The following is a 20,987-nucleotide window of genomic DNA, read 5'->3' on the forward strand; positions in this document are numbered from 1 at the left end:
GTATTTGGGTTGGATTCATTTATCGTGATGCGTCACGATAATCGATCGATCACGGCCGCGGAGAGCGGTCACGTTGCCAGCGCTGAAAATCGCGATCCATCCAGGCCGCGTAGGCGCGATTGCTGCGCCTCGCCCATAGCTCGCCTAGCCTGTACCGCATCAACTGCCAGAAGGTCATACGCGCCGCCCTAGTGCTTACTACTGCCACCCCACGGATCAGCGTTCCAATCGCCGTAGGTGGGCGGAGTGTAAGGCTTCGCCGTGGCCCTATCGCGGGCCACAAGGCCGCCCTGGGTGGATACGTCGGCCTGAGGCTGCGCAGGGGCCACAGGGGCCGCCGTAGGCTCCTCCCGTGGCCGCAGGCGCTGCTGGTCAGGCGAGGGGCGCCGGGTGGGGTTGTAGACGCCATTGCGAGCCACGGTGCGGCACATGGCCGGCTCCATCGCGTAATGCGTGCCCTGCTCCGTAATGCAGCCGCAGCGGCCGTCGTCGACGGCCATGCAATAGACCTCGGGCTCGCTGGCCACGGGGCGCCCGTCATACGCCGGCGCGGTCCATGGCTGGCCAGGGAGGCGAGGCGTCAGCCACTTGACCAGGTCGTCGGGCCTTTTTGCCTCGGCAGATCCCACAGAGCCAAAAACACCGGCCACGGGCTTCGCACCATCAGCAGCCACCGCCGCCGGGCGGGCACTCTTGCTTGACCAAAAAGCGTTGGCGTTGTGCACGAGATAGGCCACGAGTGCCAACGCCGCAACGAGCGCATAGGCCCACCACGGCACGCGTCTCTCCGTAGTGTCTTGCACCGTGGACTCGTAGAGATTGCGCTTCATCAGCGCCGAGGGGTAAGACCAGAACTTTTTGTTGTCGCTAACGCGCGGGTTCGATTCGTAGCGATCCCACGAGAGGATGATCGCTTTCTTAAAACCGAACTTGCGGCGCACGTGCTGGTGTCGATCCACGAGGCCTTGAATGAAAGGGTGCAGCTGCTTACTAGCCTGCTGGCACACCAGAATGAAATCGAATGCACGATGTCGGTGCGTGGCCAGCTTCTCGATGTAGTCAGGAACCTTGGCAGTGCCGCCGCCCTTCGGAAAAACGGTGTAGCACTCGTCAATGAGCAACACCGAGCCATCCGGGCAGTCTTGCCACTTACGCGGATCAGCCAACTCATGGAAGCCGGCTTCGCTGTACTTCAAGCCACGCACGCCGTGCGCAAACACCTCCCTGCCCTTCGCCTTGAATTCCAACGCCATCTGGATAGCAAGAAGCGTCTTCCCGTGGCCGGGCTGGCCAGTCACAAGCTCGATCATGAGTTCACCCTACGCAGCACCATATTGCCGGCGGTCGAGGCAATCGATGCGGAGATCACCATCGAACAGAAAACGTCCATGCCAATGGCACCAAAGGCCTGATAAACAGGGCCGGGCAAGCCATTAGCGTAGCTTTGAATGAGCGCCATGACCGCAGGAACGGCAAGCTTGTTCGTCACCACGGTAAGGCCAAGCGTCACGAGAATTTTGAGCACCCACTGGCCAGCGTACGTCGAAACGAGCCAAAGCAGCATGCGTCCGAGAAGCGCGAGTATGGCGGGCATCACCGGCTCCCCAGGGCAAGAATGGTGGCGGCCGCAATGGCACCAAACACCAAAATGCACGCGCGCACCTTGGCCAGCCACGCGCAAAAAAGCTCGGGGTCAGCAGCGGTCCACTGCTGGCCAAACACTTCGGCAGTGCCAATGTCCGGGCACGTGTTGCCGGCCCAGCTGGTCTGGTCGACCTGCGTCATGTCCACCGTCTTTTCCTGAAACACGCTGCTGGGGTTCGTATCGGTCACGCCATAACGATCGCCATCGGAATCCGTCACCTCGGTCCAGTCGGGTTGGCCGTTATTGTTCTTGTCGGTCTTATCGGGGCCGCAGCGCGCAAGCCATTCCTGGCGCGCAATCATCGCGAGCGCAGCGTCGCCCGTCATCATGGGTGGCGAAGAACAATCGCCGCCGCCGGCAGCGGTGTTAGACGTGCCTGCACTGGAACCGGACGCAGGGCCTTTGGGCGGCCCCTTATCCGCGCCCGTTTGACCGCTGGTAGTCGGCGACTGCTGCGGGCCGCCCACACCGTAGGTGTTGACGTTGATGGGCGTCACGATGGGCAAGCCGCCATCGGTGGGCGTCGACGTATGCGTGTAGTGATCGCTGCCCGTAATCTCGGTGGCCGGGTCATTAATCTGCGAAAGCTGCGGCGGCGTCGGCAACGGCGGTTTCTGGCCGGCACAAATCGCGCCGGCATCGGAGCCAGTGCACGCACCGCCCGGTCCTTGCGCAATCGGCCCACCCACGCACATTTGCTTGCCCGTGGCATCGTACGAGCAGACGTCCCCGTTATTCGGGTTCATGCAGCTGCCCTTGGCGCACAGGTTCGCCGGCGGCGGCTGCGGAGAGCCATCGAAGCCAGGGCTGCTCGTGCTGCACTGATGACCGGTAGGGGTCCACGTGCCCCTCATGATGCTCTGGCCGAGGCCGTTGGAGTCCTGATCGCCACTCGTCATCGCGTATTCGCACGAGCCATCGCATGCGCGCTGCGTCGACGTCGTGTCCAACTGCAATTCGCCCTGCCTGGGCTGTAAGCCACCACACACAGGGCCGTCATAGCGGAACGCCTGCCGGTAGCTCAGCGACGGGGCACCGCCATAGTTGTCGTAGAGCGCAATGAACGTACCACCATTATCGGTGCCCTGGCGGCACTCATACTGGTACGTCGGAAATCCATTCGCGTCATTGTTTGCCTTGCGAGACGCGGCACCGCTCTTGCAAGCAGCCATAGCAACAGCGTAGGTATCCGCAGCGAAACTCTCGCGAGGCCATAGCCACGCGAGAGCAAAGAGAACCAGGGCTAGACGCAACGCGCTCATGACAGCATGAGCCACGCAGCGGGGAGAAACGCGAGCATTACCAAATAGCCGTCCATATCGCACTCCCGTGAGAAAAAACCCGCCCGGTTGCCCAGGCGGGTTCGCACATCAACGCGCCGAACGCTTGCCCATGCTGATCAGCAGGGCCACCGCACACAGCGTCAGCACGATGCCGCCGATGGTGTAGAGCTGGCCCTTGCCGCCGGCAACCTCGGTGCTGAACGCGCCGGTCATATCGCTGCCGGTGCCCTGGGCGAACGCGCTGGAGCTGAGCATCCCGAACACCGCCAGACCGGCGGCGTTGTACGCCTTCGGGATGCGGCGCAGGGATTCCTTCACAGCCTTCGGAAAGTTCTTCATGTTGTTTCCTCCACAGTTTTTCGCATGCGCCGCACGAGAAAACCGATGCCCCAAACTCCGATGATCACGCCGGAGATTGCAGTGCCTTCGGCCGCAGAAAGGGGCGGCAGTCCCCCTACGTAGTTAACCCACTCCACGTGGGAACACGTGCCCGTGGTGGCGTCCACGTTTTCAGGTGCGCATGTCGCAACGAGATTCGGCATAACTCACCACCACGGCAAAATCGTTAGAGCAAAGTCGCAGGGGAAACGTCGGTTCCCCCTGCACCCCCCGGTGTTTAAACCTTGGCCTGCGCGGCCGGCGAAGAAGCCGAAGGCTTCACCACCGGAGAGACCGGAAGGAGCTTCACGCGCGAGAGGCCCAGGCGGCCATTCGTCACCGAGAAACTCCGCGGGTCGATCACCGCAGGGCCGGGCGGCAGCGGCTCATCGTTCGAGAACTCGAACGAGGTGCGCAGCCCATCCACCGTCAGCTCGGCCCACTGGGAGTAGTAGTTGCGCACCACGCCGTCGCGCTCAAACTTCTTCGGCTCCGGCTCGCGCTTGAGAATTTCAATCTGGAAATCGTCTTTGTTGCTCATGGCACTGTCTCCGTTAGCGGCGGTATGTACCGCCATGCAAATACACGCCCCGATGGCGTGACCGTCACTTTCCACTCCGAAGCGAGAAACTCGCCGGTGTTCTTGTCCATGTAGCCGCCGTTGATCTTGCGAATGTCGGCGGCACCGCCGAGCGCATCGCGCACGAACACAGGTGCACGCCACCAGCGAATCACGCGCTTGCCTTCAGCCGTGGGGCCACACACGCCGTACATGCGCGCGCCCTTGGGCACGCTCATGGCCTGCTGCAAGCTCGCCTTGCTCGCATACTTGGCCATGTAGGAGACCGGCCGGTTAATGGTCACCTTGCTGCTCAGCACGTGCGCGAAGCCGTGCGGCCACCAACCTGCCTTATGCGGGTTCGGGAAGTAGTCGCGCGCGCGAATCCAGATCATGCAGTGGTAGTGCACGGCGCCGCGCTTTTGCAGTTCGAGCACCCACACCATGCGCATGCGCGTGCCATTGCACTTGCGCCGGAACCAGTCGCGCACGTGGCGCTGAAAATCGCGCACATGACCGGGCTTCCAGTCTTCAACCTTGGCGTAAGTCAGCGTCACGAACAGCCGGCGCCAACGCACGTTCTGCTCATCGCAATGCGCGGCGCTATCGAGAATGTGCGCAGAGTTGCGCACGGCTTTCTGAAGTCGCCGCACCCGTGTGGAATAGACGTCTATTTCAAGGAACTCACGCGGGCGTGCGGCCTTTGTTTTATATGGGTCAAGTTCCGGGGGCGCGCCTGCGGCGCGCCCCTCGCTCGCTTCGCTCGCAATGGGCACACCGCCGTCGCGCCCCGCGTCGTGGCCCTTAAAGAAGCGCTCGCGCGCCATCTGCTGAAAGGGCGCGTCCATGGCGCTCTGCTGGTCGGCGTACTCGCGGGCTTGCCGTGCGCCAATCGCGCGCAGCGCGCGCATCGCGGGGTTCGCGTAGGCACGCACGGCGTAGGGCATCTTGCCGGGCACATGGTCGAGGACAGACGAGCCGCACGCGGCTCCCCTGCCCTCACCCATGCACGCGTATAGGTCGCGCTTGCCGTCCAGGGCGGAATCAAACATCCATCACCCCGAACGATAATCCGAGCTGGTCGGCATCCAGCTCCACGCCATCTTCGAATGCCGCCTCAATGAGCATGAGGCGGCACGCGAGAAAGGCTGCCTCAACATTCGGGTGGCCAGCCTTCGCGTAGGCATCGGCGTGGTCGCCCATCGCCGAAATGCACCGGCCCAACTCCACATCACAAGCCATGGTCGCGCTCCAGGCAGGTGCGCAGCCGCGCTTCCCACCGCTTGAGGTAATCGATAAGGCGCTCGCGGCGCTGCAAGGCGGCCACGGCGAGAGAAAGGCCGGCCACCACACCTTCGGCGTAGACGGTGGCCGCATGGCGAAGAACCAGGTCTTCGCCCTTAGCCACGCGGCCCACGTGGTCAGCGAGACGGCCATCGAAGGTCGCGGGCGGCTCGGAAATGCCGCGCACGGGGGCGTGCAGATCAGCGGCCACGGGGGCCACCGCGAAGGGTGAGAGCGAAAGCAACGCAAGCCAGGAAGCAGCCGCAGCCGAACGGGAAGACGAAGCTATGGGCCAGGGCGTAGAGGAACGAGATGCGGTCGGTGCAGAACATCAGAGCCACCCTTTCGCGCGTAGATCGCGTTGGCGGCTCAGGAGGGGTTCGAAGGCAAGACGTGCCCAGAAGGCTGGCAGCGCCACGCAGGCGAGGGCTAGAGCGGTCATCCATGGTCCCCTGTCGAGTGCGAGGGTCTCGCACTGGCGGCAGAGTACAGTACCCTCGCACTCTCCAGTCAAGGGGTCTCGCACTCATGAATGCAACAAATCAGCTGCTTGACAAGTTCGCCAAAGCATGCTCCATCGCACAAGATAAGGACTTGGCGGCAAAACTGCGCGTCACGAAAAGCGCAGTAAGCGGCTGGAGAAACCACCGCGCGCACCCGGACGCAGAAAGCGTGGCGCGCATGTGCGAAGCAACTGGGGAGAGCGTCGCGCACTGGCTGCCGCTCATAGAAGCAGACCGCGCCCGCAACCCGGAAGCACGCAAGGTGTGGCTTCGGCTTGCACAAATGGCTGCGGCGATCACGCTGGCGATAGGCCTGCACCCCGCCCAAGCAGGGGTCTCTCAGCGCATCGAGACCACTTTCTCAACCGTCCCGTCTATACATTATGCGCATTAGAATTGAGTTGTCCCTGCTCGCAGTAGAAGCGCTCGAGGCTGGCCGTCAATGAGCCTGATGGCTGGCGGCATAACCCATCACCGTCGAGAACGGCGCCACCCAGAGGGTGCCGGCATGCGCCTTGAGATAGGCGAGCAGCTGGGCGTGGGCTTGCGCGGACACGGCGAGGTAGTCGCCGCCCACGCCGTGGAAGCCGAGCACGATCATCCCGCCCTTGCGCTCAGCTTCCCGCACCGCGGCGATCAGATCGGCGCCGGTTGCGTTCGAGGGGAAGAAATGGGCCGGCACATCCATCGGATCGAAGGGGCGCTCTGCCGGGTCCGCGGCACGGGTATAAGGCGCCAGTCCGCTGGTGCGCAGCGCCGGAAGATAATCGACGCCTCCGGCCAGGTGCTGGCCACACGGTGTGGCATAGCTGTGCTGCGGCTTGCCGTCGATCGCCGTCAGCATCGTGTTCATCGTGCGGATTTCCGCCAGCATGGTGTCGACGTCATAGGTTTCGCTGGTGTCGATTTTCTTCGCGGGCGGATAATTGGCCTGTGGGCAGGCATGGCGAATGGTGTGGTTGCCGAGTTCGTGGCCTTCGGCCGCGGCCGACCGCCAGCGCGCTATCTGCTCAGGGGTGACCCTGCTGCCGATAAGGAAAAATGTTCCTTTGAAGCCGGCGGCATCGAGCGCCGGAATCGCGGTGTCGAGCTGCGAGACGAGCGTATCGTCATAGGTCAGCACCACCGCCGCCCGCTTGCCGTCGGGCCAGGACCCGGCCACGGCCTGCGTGGCCACCAGGGTGATGGCCAGGAAAATCGGCCTGATTCGCATGACTGTCCTCAGGATGGCGCGGCGCCCCTGCAAGTTTCCGATTCGATCGCGATGGTGCTGATGTCAGCTTATCGGCCGGCGCTCTTATCCCCGATCACGGACACGACCGGGGCATCCGCGCCATGCCAGGTCTTTCCGCCATCGTGCCCGAATCGATGCCCGGCCTCATCCCAGGTCAGCGTGGTGACGGCGTATTTGCCGCGCTCGTAGCCATAGGATGTGCCGTCATCCTGGAAGAGCGTGAACTTCGCATCCGCTCCCGGATACACGTGCACCGCAACGACCTTCTGCGTTTGCTGCGCCCCTGCCCCGTCCGGACCCAGCGGCACGATGCTGCCCGCCTTGACGAACAGCGGCAGGATATCGATGGGCGCATCCACCTCGATCGCCTGGCCGCCATGCAGGCGCTCGTTCGTCCAGTAGTTGTACCAGTCGCAGCCTGCCGGCAGATACACCGTCCGGTGGGTCGCGCCCTGCTCGGTCACGGGCGCCACCAGGAAGGCGGGGCCATACATATATTCGTCGGGAATGTCCGCGACCTTGGGGTCGTTGGGGAAATCCATGAACAGCGCGCGCATGTAGGGCGCGCCGGTCTGGTAGCTGCGATAGGCCGCCGAATACGTATACGGCAGCAGCCGGTAGCGCAGCTTCAGGTATTTCGCCAGGATCGGCTCGGCCTGTTTGCCGTATGACCACACTTCGTTGTGTTTCCTTTCGCCATGCGCGCGCATGACCGGTTGAAAGGCCCCCCATTCGAACCAGCGCACGAACAGCTCAGGATAATCCTCGTAGTTGCCGATCGTGTCGCGCGCATCGGAACCATCGATCAGCGGTTGCCGCGTTGCCTTGTAATCGGCGGGGATGGCCGGCGACATGAAGCCCGCGATGTCGGTGTCCCAGTACGGCAGCCCGGTCGCGGTGAAATTGAGTCCCGCCGGAACGGATCGCTTGAGCATGTCCCAGCTCGCGGCGATGTCGCTCGACCAGAACACGGTGCCGTTGCGCTGGGCGCCCAGGTAAGCGGCCCGCGCCAGGATCATGACCCTGCGCGCATCGCCGAAGTCGCGCCGGAATCCTTCATAGGCTGCGGCGGTATGGAACAACGGGTAGACGTTGTAGTAGCGCGAGCCCGGGCCGATCCAGAACACGTCATTGGCGGGATCGACATCCGGTTCGGTCTCGTCCAGCCATAGGTAATCGAATCCCTGCGGCTTGATGTAGCGGTCGCGAATCTGTTGCCAGAACCACTTCGCCGCTTCGGGATTCGTGGTGTCGATGTTCGGGCCGATGATCGTCTTGTACCAGCCCTTATCGGGCTTGCCGTCTCTCCCCCGCACCAGCCAGCCCTTGCTGTCGAGCATGTCGTAGAACAGCGAGCCTTCGGAGAAGTGCGGCCACACGCTCAGCAGCGAGTCCACGCCCATGGCGTGCAGCCGGCGATTCATCGCGGCCGGGTTCGGCCAGCGCGCGGGATCGAGATCCAGATTGCCCTGCCGGGTCATATTGAGGAAATCGACCACCATCACGCCCAGCGGCAGGTTCTTCCGGCGGTATTCCTCGGCGACCGCGAGGATCTCCTCCTGCGTCGCATAGATCGCCTTGCTCTGGATATAGCCGTAGGCCGTGCGGGGCAGCATCTGCGTGACGCCAGTCAACAGGCGGTAGCCCTGGTAGATCTCATCGGTGCTGTTTCCCGCGATGACGAAATAAGAGATCCGGTCGCCCACTTCCGATGACCACACGTTCTGGCCATTGAAGCCCAGCTGCACGGTGGTCTTGGACGGGTTGTCCCAGACCAGGCCGTAGCCGAGATTGGACACCATGAAGGGTACGCAGACATTCTCTCCGCCCAGCGCGCCATAGTCGTGCCAGCAGCGAACCTCGTGATCGCGCAGGTCCATCCATCCTTGCTGCTGCTGTCCCAGTCCGTAGTAGTGCTCGTTGCCGGGCGAGTCGAAGATGGCGGCGCTGCGGAAGCTCTTTGCTCCCGCGTCCGCCGGCGGCTGCCCCGGCACCATGCTCCAGGTGCGCATGCGCAACAGCGGCTTGCCGTCGGCGGTGGTGATGCTCAGTGCGTCGTCGAATTTGTTCGGGTCTTTCCATCCTCCGAAGTATTGCTCGCGCAATGCATGGTTCAGGGCGTCCAGGGGCAGGCCCAGGGAGAGTCCCTGCGTGGCCGGGTGTTCCGGCGCAATGCGAACCACCATCCTCGAGGAGCGGAAGACATCGCCGCCGGCCTCATCGCGTGCATGAGTCCATCCCGGGGCCGAAGGCCTGGCTTCGAACCCATAGCCGGGCGATGCCGTCGCGGCGGCGCGGTCGACGCTCAGCGTCACCCGCAGGATATTCGGCGCATAAGGCTCGATGGCGATCGTCCGGCCGTGGCGCTCCAGCACGAAAGGCGCGTCACCGGCGATCGCGGTATCGATTCGCCAGACCAGCAGCAATGCGATGCAGGCGCAGAGAAATGGCTTTCGCGTCACGGAGACAACATCCTTATCCACTGAATTCATCGAAGCACCCAGTGTCCGGCACAAGGCGATGCCTGTTTTTTACGAAATCAGATAATCCATTGAACGATTCTTCGTTTGCGCTTGCCGCATCCCGCCGCGCATCTTGCTGACGCGGCGGGAGATGTTCCGCTGCGATATCCGAGCGCATATCGAAACGTCACGATTGCTTATTGGACGGCCATCGGCACCACCCTAGACTCGGCCACCGCCCCGCAAGCGCTCATTGCAGGGCCCGGACCAGCCTGCACGGCGATATCGGTCGGCAGGCAGATGCGTACATGCCATAGGGAATCGCCATGCCGCTGTCTCGCCGCTCTTTTCTGCTGGGAATGACGCTCGGATTGTCCGCGCCCTGCTGGACTCCCCGCCTCGCCCGTGCCGCAGCCGATGGTCCAGCGCCATTCCAACCCACCTGGGACTCCCTGCGCGGCTATGCCGCGCCCGCCTGGTTCCGCGACGCCAAGTTCGGCATCTGGGCGCACTGGACCGCGCAATGCGTGCCCGAACAAGGCGACTGGTATGCGCGTAACATGTATCTGCAGGGTGAGCCGCAGTACGAATACCACTGCCGCACTTATGGCCATCCATCCCAATTCGGCTTCATGGAACTGGACCATCGATGGAAAGCCGAGCACTGGGATCCGGATGCGCTGATGCGCCTGTACAAGGCGGCCGGCGCGAAGTATTTCGTCGCATTGGCCAATCACCACGACAATTTCGACAATTACGATTCCAGCCATCACGCCTGGAACTCGGTCAAGGTCGGGCCGCGCAAGGACATCGTCGGCGGCTGGGCCCGCGCGGCGCGCGAGCATGGGCTGAGGTTCGGCGTCAGCAATCACTCCGCGCATGCCTGGCACTGGTTCCAGACGGCGTATGGCTACGACGGCGAAGGCCCGCGCGCGGGACAGCGCTACGATGCCGCACGCCTGGCCAAGGCGGATGGACGCGGCACCTGGTGGGAGGGCCTGGATCCGCAGGAGCTGTATACCGGCCCCAACATCGTCATCCCCGATGGCATTCGCGGCGCCGCGGCCGTCAGGCAATGGCATGAGCAGCACGACCGCCCCTGGAACGAAAACCCGCCGCCGCAGAACCCGCGGTTCGTGCGGCAATGGTTCCTGCGCTGCAAGGAGCTGCTCGACAAGTACCGCCCCGACCTGCTGTATTTCGACGACACCGGACTGCCGCTCGGGCAGGCGGGCCTGGACATCGCCGCTTACTACTACAACGCGAACCGGCAATGGCACGACGGCAGGCTCGAGGCCGTGCTCAACGCCAAGGGGCTGACGCCCGGACAGGTGCCCGCCATGGTGGAAGACATCGAGCGCGGCGTCAGCGATGCGATCCGCCCCCTGCCCTGGCAGACCGACACCTGCATCGGCGACTGGCATTATTCGCGGCGGCTGTTCGAGCAGCACGGTTACAAAAGCGCCGCCACCGTCATCGCGCGCCTGTGCGACATCGTCTCGAAGAACGGCAATCTGCTGCTCAGCATCCCCCTGCGCGGCGACGGCACCATCGATGCGGACGAGCGCAACGTGCTCGAGCAGCTGGCGGCCTGGATGAAGGTCAATGGCGAAGCCATCTTCGGCACGCGCCCATGGCGAACGTTCGGCGAAGGGCCCACCAAGGTGGCCGCGGGTATGTTCGCGGAGGACAAGGCGGGCGCCTTCACCGGCGACGACATCCGCTACACGGTGAAGGGCGACGTGCTGTTCGCCATCACGCTCGGGCGCCCGTCTTCGCCGCAGCTGGTACTGAAGTCGCTGGGGTCGGCCATGCCGGGCAGCGTAGAGCGGGTAGAGCTGCTTGGCATGCAAGCGCCATTGCAGTTCAAGCGCGACACACAGGGCCTGCAGCTCGAACTTCCGGAGCGCCTGCCCGGCGCTTCTTCCGTGGCGTTCAGGATCATGGGGCGCGGCTTGGGCGTCGCAGGCTGAAGATCCCGCGGCGCGGATCCAATCGCCACCGGTTCGCGTATCGATAGCCATCAGTGAACGCCGGGGCGTCCATGGCATCGATCAGCTGGCGCAATCCCCATCGGCGATGCCGCTTCGCCGAGGCCGCCCTGCTTCTCGCCGTGCTTGGCGCCTGCCCGCTCCGCGCGCATGCGCAGGACCGGCACTACCTTGGCGTCGCCAGCGCGGAAAACGGCTCGGCCGTTCGCTACCGCGAAGAGCACTGGCTGTTCCGCGCCGACGGCGTGGCTACCCGGCTGGTGTTGTATCGCTGCCCTTCGGGCGAGCCCTTCGCGCGCAAGCTGGTCTACGAGCGCGGCGATCCGGCCGCGCCGGATTTCGATTTCGAGGACGGACGCGACGGCTACCGGGAAGGCGTGCGGCGCGAAGGCGAGCGCTGGCTGGTCTATGCCCGCGAGCGCGGCGACGCCCCCATGCAGACCCGCCTGCTGCAGGCCGTGCCGGACATGGTGGTCGACGCCGGCTTCGATGCCTATGTGCGGGAACACTGGGCGAGCCTTGCCGGCGCCGCGCGGCGCGACATCGCCTTCGTGATGCCCAGCCGGCAGGACTACCTGCGCCTGCGCCTGGGCGATGCGCGCGATGCGTGGCTGGACGGCGTCGCCGTGCGCCGGTTCCGGCTGGGCCTTGGCGGCCTGCTCGGCGCGCTCGCCCCGGCGATCGATCTTACCTACACCATGGATGGCCACCTGCTGCGCTTCGAGGGCATCGGCACGATCCGCGACGAGCGGGGGCGCCATGCGTGGGTGCGCATCGATTTTCCCCGTTCGCTCGAACGCGCCGCGCCGCAGCCGGGCGAGGTGGCGGCGGCGCGGACGGTGCCCCTGGTGACGCGCTGCGGCGCCTGAGCCATGCATCCGAACGCCTCGCCGCGGCGTATAGAAGTCACCAACCAGGGATCGACCATGCATCCGATCGCGCCATCTTCCGCAGCCGCCCCTGCCCGCGCCGGCCGATGGGCGACCGCCTTGCGGCGCTGGGTCGATACCTCGGCGCAGGTGACGGACGAGGAAGCCGCGCGTATCGACTGGCTGCGGGCGGCCCCCTTCATCGCGATGCATCTGGCCTGCGCGGCCGTGTTCTGGGTCGGTGTATCCCCGGTGGCGCTGTGCACCGCCGCGCTGCTGTACGCCGTGCGCATGTTCGCGCTGACCGGTTTCTATCACCGCTATTTCTCGCACCGCACGTTCCGCGCCTCGCGCGCCGTGCAGTTCGCGTTCGCCCTGATTGGCGCCTCCTGCGCACAGCGCGGGCCGCTGTGGTGGGCGGCCCACCACCGGCGCCATCACGCCCATGCGGACACCGCGCTGGATCCGCACTCTCCGGGCGTGTTCGGTTTCGTCTGGAGCCACGTGGGCTGGTTCCTCACGCGCGGCGCGTTCCGCACGGAGCTGGAGCGCGTGCCGGACCTGGCCGCCTACCCGGAGCTGCGCTGGCTCGACCGCTACGACACCGTCGTGCCGGTGCTGCTGGCGGCCGGCCTGTATGGCCTGGGCGCCCTGTTGCACGCCGTGGCGCCAGGACTCGGCACCAGCGGCGGGCAGATGCTGGTGTGGGGCTTCTTCGTGTCCACCGTGGTGCTGTTCCATGCCACGGTCACCATCAATTCGCTGGCCCATCGCTTCGGCCGCCGCCGTTTCGACACGCGCGACGACAGCCGCAACAACGTGTGGCTGGCCCTGCTCACGTTCGGCGAAGGGTGGCACAACAACCATCACTACTTTCCGGGCTCCGCCCGCCAGGGTTTCCGCTGGTGGGAGATCGACCTGACCTGGTACGGCCTGTGCCTGCTGGCGCGGCTGGGCCTGGTGCGGGACCTCAAGCCGGTGCCCGCCTGGGTAGCCCGCAAGGCGAGGTACTGAGCGTGCGCATCGCGGTGATCGGTTCGGGCATCAGCGGGCTGGCCAGCGCGTGGCTGCTGTCGCGCGCGCACGACGTCACGCTGTTCGAGGCCGGCGACCGCTTCGGCGGCCACACGCATACGCACGAGGTCGAGCAGGACGGCGAGCGCTACCGGGTGGACAGCGGCTTCATCGTCTTCAATCGCGCGCATTACCCGCTGCTGCACGGCTTGTTCGACGAACTGGGAGTGGCCGTGCGTCCCACCACCATGAGTTTTTCCGTGCAGCACGCCGGCACGGGCCTGGAGTACAACGCGGGCAGCCTCGACGGATTGTTCTGCCAGCGCAGCAACCTGTTGTCGCCGCGCTTCCTGGGCATGCTGCGCGACCTGCTGCGGTTCTATCGCGAGGCGCCGGCCCTGCTGGACGGCGGCGACGCCGCCTTGGCGCTGGGCGACTATCTGGCACGGCAAGGCTACGGCGCGGCCTTCCGCGACGATCACCTGGTGCCGATGGCGTCCGCGCTGTGGTCTTCCCCCGCGCAGGACATCCTGCGTTTTCCGGCGCGCTACCTGGTGCAGTTCATGGCCAACCACCAGATGCTCCAGGCCAGCGGACGGCCGGCATGGAGCGTCGTGGAAGGAGGGTCCGCCAGCTATGTCCACGCCTTGCGCCGGCGCTGGACGGTGCGCGAGCGCCTCGCCTGCCCGGTCCTTGCCGTGCAGCGCCTCGAGCAAGGCGTGCAGCTGCGCCATCGCCATGGCGTGGAGCTCTACGACCAGCTGGTGATGGCCTGCCACAGCGACCAGGCCTTGCGGCTGCCGGAAGATTCCAGCGAACGCGAGCGCGAGGTGCTGGGCGCCATCGCCTACCAGGCCAATGACACCGTGCTGCATACCGATGCGCGGCTGCTGCCCCGCCACAGGAAGGCCTGGGCCGCATGGAATGCCCACGTGCCGGCCGCGGCCGGCGAGGCATGCACGGTGAGCTATTGCATGAACCTGCTGCAGGGCATCCGCTCGCGCGAGCCGTTCGTGGTGACGCTCAATCGCACCAGCGCCATCGATCCGTCCAAGATCCTGCGCCGGATGAGCTACCACCATCCGGTGTACACCGTGGCATCGGTCGCGGCGCAGCGGCGCAAGCCGGAAATCCAGGGCCAGCGGGGCACCTGGTTCGCCGGCGCGTACTGGGGCTGGGGCTTCCATGAAGACGGCATGCGCAGCGCGGTGGACGTGGCGCGCGCGCTTGGCGGCCGGACCGTTCCGGCGCCCGCCGCCGCGGTGCCCGCCTGACATGGCCGGCGCGCTCGCCAGTGCGGTCTACGAGGGTGCGGTGACGCACCGGCGCCTGCTGCCGCGGCGCCATATGTTCCGCTACCGCATGGCCCAGCTTTACCTGGACCTGGACGAGATCGACGCCGCTTTCCGCGGCCGCTGGCTGTGGTCCGTTGGGCGCCGCAACCTGGCCGAGTGGCGGCGCGAGGATTACCTCGATCCGGACGTTCCCTCGCTCGCCCAGGCCGTGCGCGGGCGGCTCAGCCGCGCCAGCGGGCGCGAGGTCCGCGGGCCGGTGCGCATGCTGGCTCATCCGCGCTATGCCGGCTACGTGTTCAATCCGGTCGCCTTCTACTACTGCTATGCCGAGGACGGCGCCACGCTGGATGGCATCGTCGCGGAGATCACCAACACGCCCTGGGGCGAACGCCATGCCTACGTGCTGGACGCGCGCCTCGCCGAACGGCGCGGCCGCAGCCTGGGCTGGTCCTTCGACAAGCGTTTTCACGTGTCGCCCTTCATGGCGATGGAGCGCGAGTACGACTGGCGCTTCACCGCGCCGGCCGACGACCTGCGCGTGCACATGAAGGTGCGGCGCGGACCCGCATGCGAGTTCGACGCCACGCTGGATCTGCGCCGCCGCGCGCTGGACGGTGGCGCGCTGGCGCGCGTGCTGTGGCGCTACCCGCTGATGACGGCCCAGGTGATCGGGGCGATCCATTGGCAGGCGCTGCGCCTGTGGCTGAAGCGCATGCCCGTGCACGACCACCCGCGCCTGCGCGAGCGCATCGCTACGCCTGTCCACGGAGACTCGCCATGAACGAACTTGCCAGGACCGCGCCGGTAGCCACGGCCGACGGCGCCACCGCCACGGACCGCTTCCTGCGCCGCCGCCTGCTCGATGCGCTGCGCGGGCTGAAGCATGGCCGGCTGGTGGTGCACGACGCGCTGGGCAGCACCGAGTGCGGCGAGCCGGTGGCGGAGCGTCCCGCGCTCAGCGTGCAGGTGGAAGTGCGCGACCTGGGTTTCTACCGCGCCCTGGCCTTCCAAGGCAGCGTCGGCGCCGGCGAAGCGTACGGCGACGGGCAATGGCATTGCGACGATCTGGTCGCGCTGGTGCGGCTGCTGGTGCGCAACCGCGACCTGCTCGACGGCATGGAGAGCGGTACCGCCCGCCTGAGCGGCCTGCTGCTGCGCGCATGGCATGCCCTGCGCGCCAACAGCCGGGCCGGCAGCCGGCGCAACATCGCCGCGCATTACGACCTGGGCAACGATTTCTTCGGCCTGTTCCTGTCGGCGGACCTGATGTACTCGTCGGCGCTGTGGACGCAGCCGGACGACACGCTCGAGCAGGCGTCCACCCGCAAGCTGGAGGTGATCTGCCGCAAGCTGGACCTGCGCCCGGGCGACCGCGTGATCGAGATCGGCACCGGCTGGGGCGGTTTCGCGCTGCACGCGGCGCGCCACTACGGCTGCCACGTCACCACCACCACGATCTCGCGCGAGCAGCATGCGCTGGCGGCCGCCCGCATCGCCGAGGCCGGCCTGCAGGATCGCGTGACGCTGCGGCTGGACGACTACCGCGACCTGGCCGGGCGCTACGACAAGCTGGTTTCGATCGAGATGATCGAGGCGATCGGCGCGGAGTATCTGGATACCTATTTCGCCAGGCTCGGCGCGCTGCTCGAACCGCACGGCTTGGCGCTGATCCAGGCCATCACCATCGAAGACCACCGCTACGAACAGGCGCTGGCCTCGGTGGATTTCATCAAGCGGCATATTTTCCCCGGCAGCTTCATTCCCTCGCTGGCCGCCATGCTGCAGGCCAAGAGCCGCGCGGCCGACCTGGCGCTGGTGCACCAGGAGGACTTCGGCCTGTCGTATGCCATGACCCTGCACGCATGGCGCGAGCGCTTCATGGCGCACCTGGCCGACGCGCGCGCGCTGGGCCTCGACGAGCGCTTCCTGCGCCTGTGGGAGTTTTACCTGGCCTATTGCGAAGGCGGTTTCCTGGAGCGTTCGATCGGCGTCTCCCACCTGCTGCTGGCCAAGCCCGGCGCGCGGCCGCCGGCGCCGCGCTGGGGCGCGCGCGCGGAGGACGGGCCGGCATGAGCTTCTGGGGCAATCTGCTCGGCTACCAGCTGGTGTGGCTGCTCGCGGTGGGTGGCGCGGCGCATGGGCGGGCCTGGCCCGGCGTGGCCGGCGCGTGCGCGTTCGTGGCGTGGCAGGCGCTGGGTTCCGCGCAGCCGCTGGTCGAATGGCGGCTTGCCGCGCTGGCCATGGCCTGCGGGCTGGCCGTGGACGGTGTCATGGCGTACTGCGGCTGGGTGCGTTATGCCGCGGCCTCGCCGGCGCTTCCGCCCGGAGCGCCGCTGTGGATCGAAGCCTTGTGGGCTGCTTTCGCGATGACCCTCAACGGCTCGCTGGCCATCGCCAAGCGGCACGCCTGGCTCGCGGCCGTGCTGGGCGGCCTGGGCGCGCCCGCCGCCTATTACGCCGCGTCGGGGCGGGCGTTGACGGTAGTGGAGCCGTCCTGGCGCGCCTGGCTCTGGCTCGCCGCGGGCTGGGCCATCGCCCTGCCCTTGCTGGCCGGCCGCGCCAGGCAGTGGTCGCTGCGCGCCGCGGCGGGGGCGCCATGAGCGCGCCGGCGTGGTCGCCGTGGCTGCAGCTGGGCGTGCTGGCGGCGGCGATGGCGCTGCTGATGGCCGCGGGCTGGCGCTGGCAGCGGCGCCATCGCAACGCCGGCATCGTCGACGTGCTGTGGGCCGGCGGCCTTGCGTTCGCGGCGCTGCTGGCCGGAGCGACCGGCAGCGGCTCGCCGACCGCGCGCCTGGCCGCGGCCCTGCTCGGCGGCAGCTGGGGCTGCCGGCTGGCGTGGCATCTGTGGCGCCGGGTGCGCAAGGAGCCGGAGGACGGCCGCTATCGCCATCTGCGCGCGCACTGGCACGGGCATCAGGGCAAGTTCTTTCTGTTCTTCCAGGCGCAGGCGCTGCTGGTGCTGCTGTTCGCGCTGCCGTTCGTGGCGGTCGCCGCGGCGCCCGCGGACGGATTCTCGCCATGGTTCGCCGGCGGTGTCGCCCTATGGGTGGCCGGCGTGCTCGGCGAGAGCGTGGCCGACCGCCAGCTGGCCCGCTTCCGCGCCGATCCGCGCCACCGCGGCAAGACCTGCCGCGAGGGGTTGTGGCGATATTCGCGGCATCCGAATTACTTCTTCGAATGGCTGCACTGGTTCGCCTATCCGGCACTCGCCGCCGGCTCGCCCTGGGCCTGGGCGGCGTGGCTGGGGCCGGTCGTGATGTATGTCTTCCTGCGCTGGTTCAGCGGCGTGCCGTTCACCGAGGCGCAGGCGCTGCGCTCGCGCGGCGAGGACTATCGCGACTACCAGCGCCGCACGCCCATGCTCATTCCCTGGTTTCCCCGTTCACCTGACCGCAAGAGCGAATCATGAGCGCCTCCGTGCTCGATACCCGCGAACTGGCCGCCGACCGCCCCGCCCCCGGCCTGCTGGGACTGGCCGAGCGCGGCCTGCTGCCGGACGCGCTGATCCGCGCCGGCATCCGCCGCCTGTGCGCGCAGCGCCTGCGCGAACTGCATGCCGGCAGCGTGGAAGTGGCGCACGCACGGCAGACGCTGCTGCTGGACACCTGGCGCGAAGGGCCGATCGCCATCCACGCCGACGCCGCCAATGCCCAGCATTACGAGCTGCCCGCGGCTTTCTTTCAGTACTGCCTGGGGCCCCAGCTGAAATATTCCAGCTGCTACTACCCCGAAGGCAGCGAGACGCTGGCGCAGGCCGAGACCTGCATGCTGGAGCGCTACGGCCAGTGCGCCGAGCTGCGCGACGGCCAGGACATCCTGGAACTGGGCTGCGGCTGGGGCTCGCTCACCTTGTGGATGGCCGCGCGCTATCCGCACGCACGCATCACCGCCGTATCCAATTCCAGCTCGCAGCGCGCCCATATCGAAGCCTGCTGCGCGGCGCGCGGCCTGCGCAATGTGCGCGTGCTGACCTGCGACGTGAGCCGCCTTGCGCTGGAAGCGGCCAGCTACGACCGCTGCGTGTCGGTGGAAATGTTCGAGCACGTGCGCAATCACGGCCTGCTGATGCGCCGCATCGCCTCCTGGCTGCGTCCGGGCGGAAAATTGTTCGTGCACATCTTCGCGCACCGGGACACGGCCTATCCGTTCGATACCGAGGGCGAGGACAACTGGATGGGGCGCCACTTCTTCACCGGCGGACTGATGCCCGCGGTGGACACGCTGCTGCACTATCAGCGCGGGCTGCATCTGGAGCGGCGCTGGCTGCTCGACGGCACGCATTACCAGCGCACCGCCGAGCACTGGCTGGCCAACCAGGACCGGCATCACGAACCGGTGCTGCGCATCCTGCAGGGCGCTTACGGCAAGGCGGCCGCGCCGCTACGGTTCCAGCGCTGGCGGATGTTCTGGATGGCCTGCGCGGAATTGTTCGGCTACGCGGGAGGCCAGGCCTGGCTGGTGGCCCATTACCGCTTCGTGCGCGACGCCTGACGCCGCCGGAGCATCCGATGCGCATCCCCATCGCCGCTCTGTTCGCCGCCTGCGTGGCCGCGGCCGCCCTGCCCGGCTGCGTGGCGCAGCCACCGCTGCCGCGTGCCGCCGACGTCGACCTGGACCGCTTCATGGGCGACTGGTACGTGATCGCCTCGATCCCCACCTGGCTGGAGCGCGATGCATACAACGCGGTGGAGTCGTACGCCCGCCTGCCGGACGGCCGCATCCAGACCACCTTCCGCTACCGCGCCGGCGGCTTCGGCGGCGCCGCGAAGACGATGCATCCGATCGGCACGGTGCGGGCCGGAACCGGCCGGGCCGAATGGGGCATGCAGTTCGTCTGGCCGGTCAAGGCGCAATACGTGATCGCCTGGCTCGACCCCGGCTACCGCGAGGTGATCGTCGCGCGCAGCAAGCGCGACTACGTCTGGATCATGGCCCGCACGCCCGCGCTGGACGATGCGCGCTACGCCGCGCTGGTGCGGCGCGTGGCTGCCATGGGTTACGACGTTTCCAGGCTGCGCCGCGTACCGCAGCGCTGGTCGGCGCAGTGAGCGCACCGGCCAGGGACTGCATCCAGAAGCGGCGCGGCGGCGTAGAAGGAGAAAGCGGCCTGCGCGCGGGCCGCCAGCGACGGCGGCCCGCGCGGCCGCCTCCAGGCAGCCAGCCCCATGGTTAAGATGAGCAGCGATCCGGCAACCACGAAGGTGACGCCTCTGAGGGCGCAACGATCCTTGTCCACGCCAGCCAGCCAAGCCAATGCCGATGCGCAGTACTGGGCCGAACAGATGGCGGCCGTGGCCCTGCGCCGGGATATGGATTGCTTCATGCGTATCTACGACCACTTCGCCCCGCGCCTGCAGCGCTACCTGCTGGGCATGGGCGTGAGCGCGGCACGCGCCGAGGAACTGGTGCAGGAGGCGCTGCTGCGCCTGTGGCGGCGCGCCGAATCGTTCGATCCGGCGCGGGCCGGCCTGGCGACCTGGCTGTTCCGCGTGGCGCGCAATCTGTACATCGACAGCCTGCGCGGCGAACCGCACTGGCTGCCGATGCAGGAAGGCCTCGACTGGCTGGACGAGCAGGCGCCCGCCGATGCCGGCTCCAGCGCCGAGGCATTCGCCGATCACGCCGGCCTGAAGCGTGCCATCGACAGCCTGCCGCCGGTGCAGGCCAGGCTTATCCGCATGTCGTATTTCGAAGCCAAGAGCCACAGCGAGATCGCGCACGAGCTCGGTATGCCGCTGGGTTCGGTAAAGTCCTCGCTGCGGCGCGCGTTCGCCAAGCTGCAGGCCGGCCTGGGAGGCGTGCCGTGAGGCCGAACCATCACCTCGATGCCGCCACGCTGCTGGGCTATTCGGCCGGCGCCCTGCCGGCGGCTTTCATGGCGGTGGCCGCCACCCACCTGAGCCTTTGCCAGGCCTGCCGCGAGCGCCTGCGCCAGGCCGACCGCATCGGCGGAGCGCTGATGCAGCAGCAGGAGCCGGCGCCGCTTTCCGCGGGTGCGCGCGAGGCCATGCGCGCGCGGCTGGCGCAGTTGCCGCCGGCGCAGCCGCCGGTCCCGCCCGCGGCTGCCGCTGCGTCCGATCACGACCGCCTGCCCTTGCCCCTGCGGCCTTATTTCGGCGAAACCTTCAGCGGGCTGCGCTGGCGCACCATCGGTCCCGGCGTGCACCACATCCGCGGCCCGCGCATGGAGGGCGGCGACCTGATGCTGTTGCGCATCGCGCCCGGCCGCAGCGTGCCGCTGCACAGCCATGGCGCGAACGAGCTGACGGTGGTGCTGCGCGGCGCCTACGACGACCTGCTTGGGCATTTCGCGCCGGGCGATGCCGCCGACCTCGATGGCGACACCGAGCACCAGCCCGTCACCTCGCCCGGCGTGCCGTGCATCTGCGTGGCGGCGACCGATGCTCCGCTGCGTTTTTCCGGCTGGCTGGCCCGCACGCTGCAGCCCTTGTTCAAGCTCTAGCGGCGCC

General features: G+C 67.0%; 23 protein-coding genes. 13 read left to right on the top strand and 10 right to left on the bottom strand.

Translation table 11 applies throughout. The annotated features are described in order from the left end of the window. Positions 1-188: 188 nt before the first annotated feature. The 8 genes from FHW84_RS17630 to FHW84_RS17665 form a co-directional block, all read right to left on the bottom strand. The gene (locus FHW84_RS17630; protein ID WP_167257297.1) at positions 189-1,310 is read right to left on the bottom strand and encodes a zonular occludens toxin domain-containing protein; all 1,122 of its coding nucleotides are present in this window, start codon (positions 1,308-1,310) and stop codon (positions 189-191) included. Continuing rightward, positions 1,307-1,594: a DUF2523 family protein gene (locus FHW84_RS17635; protein WP_167257298.1), complete on the bottom strand. Its 288-nt coding sequence runs from the start codon at positions 1,592-1,594 to the stop codon at positions 1,307-1,309. Before FHW84_RS17635 ends, FHW84_RS17630 begins: the two co-directional genes overlap by 4 nt. Further along, positions 1,594-2,907, bottom strand: coding sequence for a hypothetical protein (locus tag FHW84_RS17640; RefSeq protein ID WP_167257299.1), 1,314 nt, complete (start codon positions 2,905-2,907; stop codon positions 1,594-1,596). The genes FHW84_RS17635 and FHW84_RS17640 overlap by 1 nt, the downstream gene beginning before the upstream one ends. 108 nt (positions 2,908-3,015) lie before the next feature. Further along, on the bottom strand, positions 3,016-3,267 hold the full coding sequence (locus tag FHW84_RS17645) for a hypothetical protein (RefSeq protein ID WP_167257300.1): 252 nt from the start codon (positions 3,265-3,267) through the stop codon (positions 3,016-3,018). A gap of 277 nt (positions 3,268-3,544) precedes the next feature. Next, entirely contained in the window at positions 3,545-3,847 is a 303-nt protein-coding gene (locus FHW84_RS17650; RefSeq protein ID WP_167257301.1) for a hypothetical protein, read from the bottom strand. Further along, positions 3,844-4,917 carry a replication endonuclease gene (locus FHW84_RS17655; RefSeq protein ID WP_167257302.1) on the bottom strand — a complete coding sequence of 358 codons (1,074 nt, stop codon included), beginning with the start codon at positions 4,915-4,917 and terminating at the stop codon, positions 3,844-3,846. Before FHW84_RS17655 ends, FHW84_RS17650 begins: the two co-directional genes overlap by 4 nt. Continuing rightward, on the bottom strand, positions 4,910-5,107 hold the full coding sequence (locus tag FHW84_RS17660) for a hypothetical protein (RefSeq protein WP_167257303.1): 198 nt from the start codon (positions 5,105-5,107) through the stop codon (positions 4,910-4,912). The genes FHW84_RS17655 and FHW84_RS17660 overlap by 8 nt, the downstream gene beginning before the upstream one ends. Then, positions 5,097-5,360 carry a hypothetical protein gene (locus tag FHW84_RS17665; protein WP_167257304.1) on the bottom strand — a complete coding sequence of 88 codons (264 nt, stop codon included), beginning with the start codon at positions 5,358-5,360 and terminating at the stop codon, positions 5,097-5,099. The genes FHW84_RS17660 and FHW84_RS17665 overlap by 11 nt, the downstream gene beginning before the upstream one ends. A gap of 317 nt (positions 5,361-5,677) precedes the next feature. Between FHW84_RS17665 and FHW84_RS17670 the strand changes: the two genes are divergently transcribed. Next, on the top strand, positions 5,678-6,046 hold the full coding sequence (locus tag FHW84_RS17670; RefSeq protein ID WP_167257305.1) for a DUF3693 domain-containing protein: 369 nt from the start codon (positions 5,678-5,680) through the stop codon (positions 6,044-6,046). 45 nt (positions 6,047-6,091) lie between these two features. Here the strand turns inward: FHW84_RS17670 and FHW84_RS17675 are convergent, their stop codons facing one another. Together FHW84_RS17675 and FHW84_RS17680 are read right to left on the bottom strand one after the other, a co-directional pair. Then, complete coding sequence (locus FHW84_RS17675; RefSeq protein WP_167257306.1) at positions 6,092-6,865, bottom strand: polysaccharide deacetylase family protein; 774 nt, start codon at positions 6,863-6,865, stop codon at positions 6,092-6,094. A 68-nt stretch (positions 6,866-6,933) separates the two neighbouring features. Then, positions 6,934-9,378, bottom strand: a complete 2,445-nt coding sequence (locus tag FHW84_RS17680) for a TIM-barrel domain-containing protein (protein WP_167257307.1) — start codon at positions 9,376-9,378, stop codon at positions 6,934-6,936. A gap of 296 nt (positions 9,379-9,674) precedes the next feature. On the opposite strand from FHW84_RS17680, the gene FHW84_RS17685 reads away from it, so the two are divergent. The 12 genes from FHW84_RS17685 (at position 9,675) to FHW84_RS17740 (ending at position 20,980) form a co-directional block, all read left to right on the top strand. Next, the gene (locus tag FHW84_RS17685; RefSeq protein WP_167257308.1) at positions 9,675-11,321 is read left to right on the top strand and encodes an alpha-L-fucosidase; all 1,647 of its coding nucleotides are present in this window, start codon (positions 9,675-9,677) and stop codon (positions 11,319-11,321) included. Positions 11,322-11,392: 71 nt separating this feature from the next. Next, positions 11,393-12,208, top strand: coding sequence for a hypothetical protein (locus tag FHW84_RS17690; protein ID WP_167257309.1), 816 nt, complete (start codon positions 11,393-11,395; stop codon positions 12,206-12,208). 57 nt (positions 12,209-12,265) lie between these two features. Further along, entirely contained in the window at positions 12,266-13,222 is a 957-nt protein-coding gene (locus FHW84_RS23310; RefSeq protein ID WP_167257361.1) for an acyl-CoA desaturase, read from the top strand. A gap of 2 nt (positions 13,223-13,224) precedes the next feature. After that, a complete protein-coding gene (locus FHW84_RS23315) occupies positions 13,225-14,496 on the top strand; it encodes an FAD-dependent oxidoreductase (RefSeq protein ID WP_167257310.1) in 1,272 nt (423 codons plus the stop codon). Position 14,497: 1 nt separating this feature from the next. Next, a complete protein-coding gene (locus tag FHW84_RS17705) occupies positions 14,498-15,298 on the top strand; it encodes a DUF1365 domain-containing protein (protein ID WP_167257311.1) in 801 nt (266 codons plus the stop codon). Further along, the gene (locus FHW84_RS17710) at positions 15,295-16,590 is read left to right on the top strand and encodes a cyclopropane-fatty-acyl-phospholipid synthase family protein (protein WP_167257312.1); all 1,296 of its coding nucleotides are present in this window, start codon (positions 15,295-15,297) and stop codon (positions 16,588-16,590) included. The genes FHW84_RS17705 and FHW84_RS17710 overlap by 4 nt, the downstream gene beginning before the upstream one ends. Beyond that, a complete protein-coding gene (locus FHW84_RS17715; protein WP_167257313.1) occupies positions 16,587-17,117 on the top strand; it encodes a DUF2878 domain-containing protein in 531 nt (176 codons plus the stop codon). Before FHW84_RS17710 ends, FHW84_RS17715 begins: the two co-directional genes overlap by 4 nt. Beyond that, the gene (locus FHW84_RS17720) at positions 17,114-17,926 is read left to right on the top strand and encodes a DUF1295 domain-containing protein (RefSeq protein ID WP_167257314.1); all 813 of its coding nucleotides are present in this window, start codon (positions 17,114-17,116) and stop codon (positions 17,924-17,926) included. The genes FHW84_RS17715 and FHW84_RS17720 overlap by 4 nt, the downstream gene beginning before the upstream one ends. Continuing rightward, entirely contained in the window at positions 17,923-19,008 is a 1,086-nt protein-coding gene (locus tag FHW84_RS17725) for a class I SAM-dependent methyltransferase (RefSeq protein ID WP_167257315.1), read from the top strand. The genes FHW84_RS17720 and FHW84_RS17725 overlap by 4 nt, the downstream gene beginning before the upstream one ends. 17 nt (positions 19,009-19,025) lie before the next feature. Beyond that, the gene (locus FHW84_RS17730; RefSeq protein ID WP_167257316.1) at positions 19,026-19,565 is read left to right on the top strand and encodes a lipocalin family protein; all 540 of its coding nucleotides are present in this window, start codon (positions 19,026-19,028) and stop codon (positions 19,563-19,565) included. A 126-nt stretch (positions 19,566-19,691) separates the two neighbouring features. Beyond that, entirely contained in the window at positions 19,692-20,324 is a 633-nt protein-coding gene (locus FHW84_RS17735) for a sigma-70 family RNA polymerase sigma factor (protein ID WP_167257362.1), read from the top strand. Then, a complete protein-coding gene (locus tag FHW84_RS17740; protein WP_167257317.1) occupies positions 20,321-20,980 on the top strand; it encodes a ChrR family anti-sigma-E factor in 660 nt (219 codons plus the stop codon). Before FHW84_RS17735 ends, FHW84_RS17740 begins: the two co-directional genes overlap by 4 nt. Positions 20,981-20,987: the final 7 nt, after the last annotated feature.

The sequence above is a fragment of the Dyella sp. SG562 genome (assembly GCF_011759495.1).
In the GTDB taxonomy this organism is placed as follows: domain Bacteria; phylum Pseudomonadota; class Gammaproteobacteria; order Xanthomonadales; family Rhodanobacteraceae; genus Dyella_D; species Dyella_D marensis.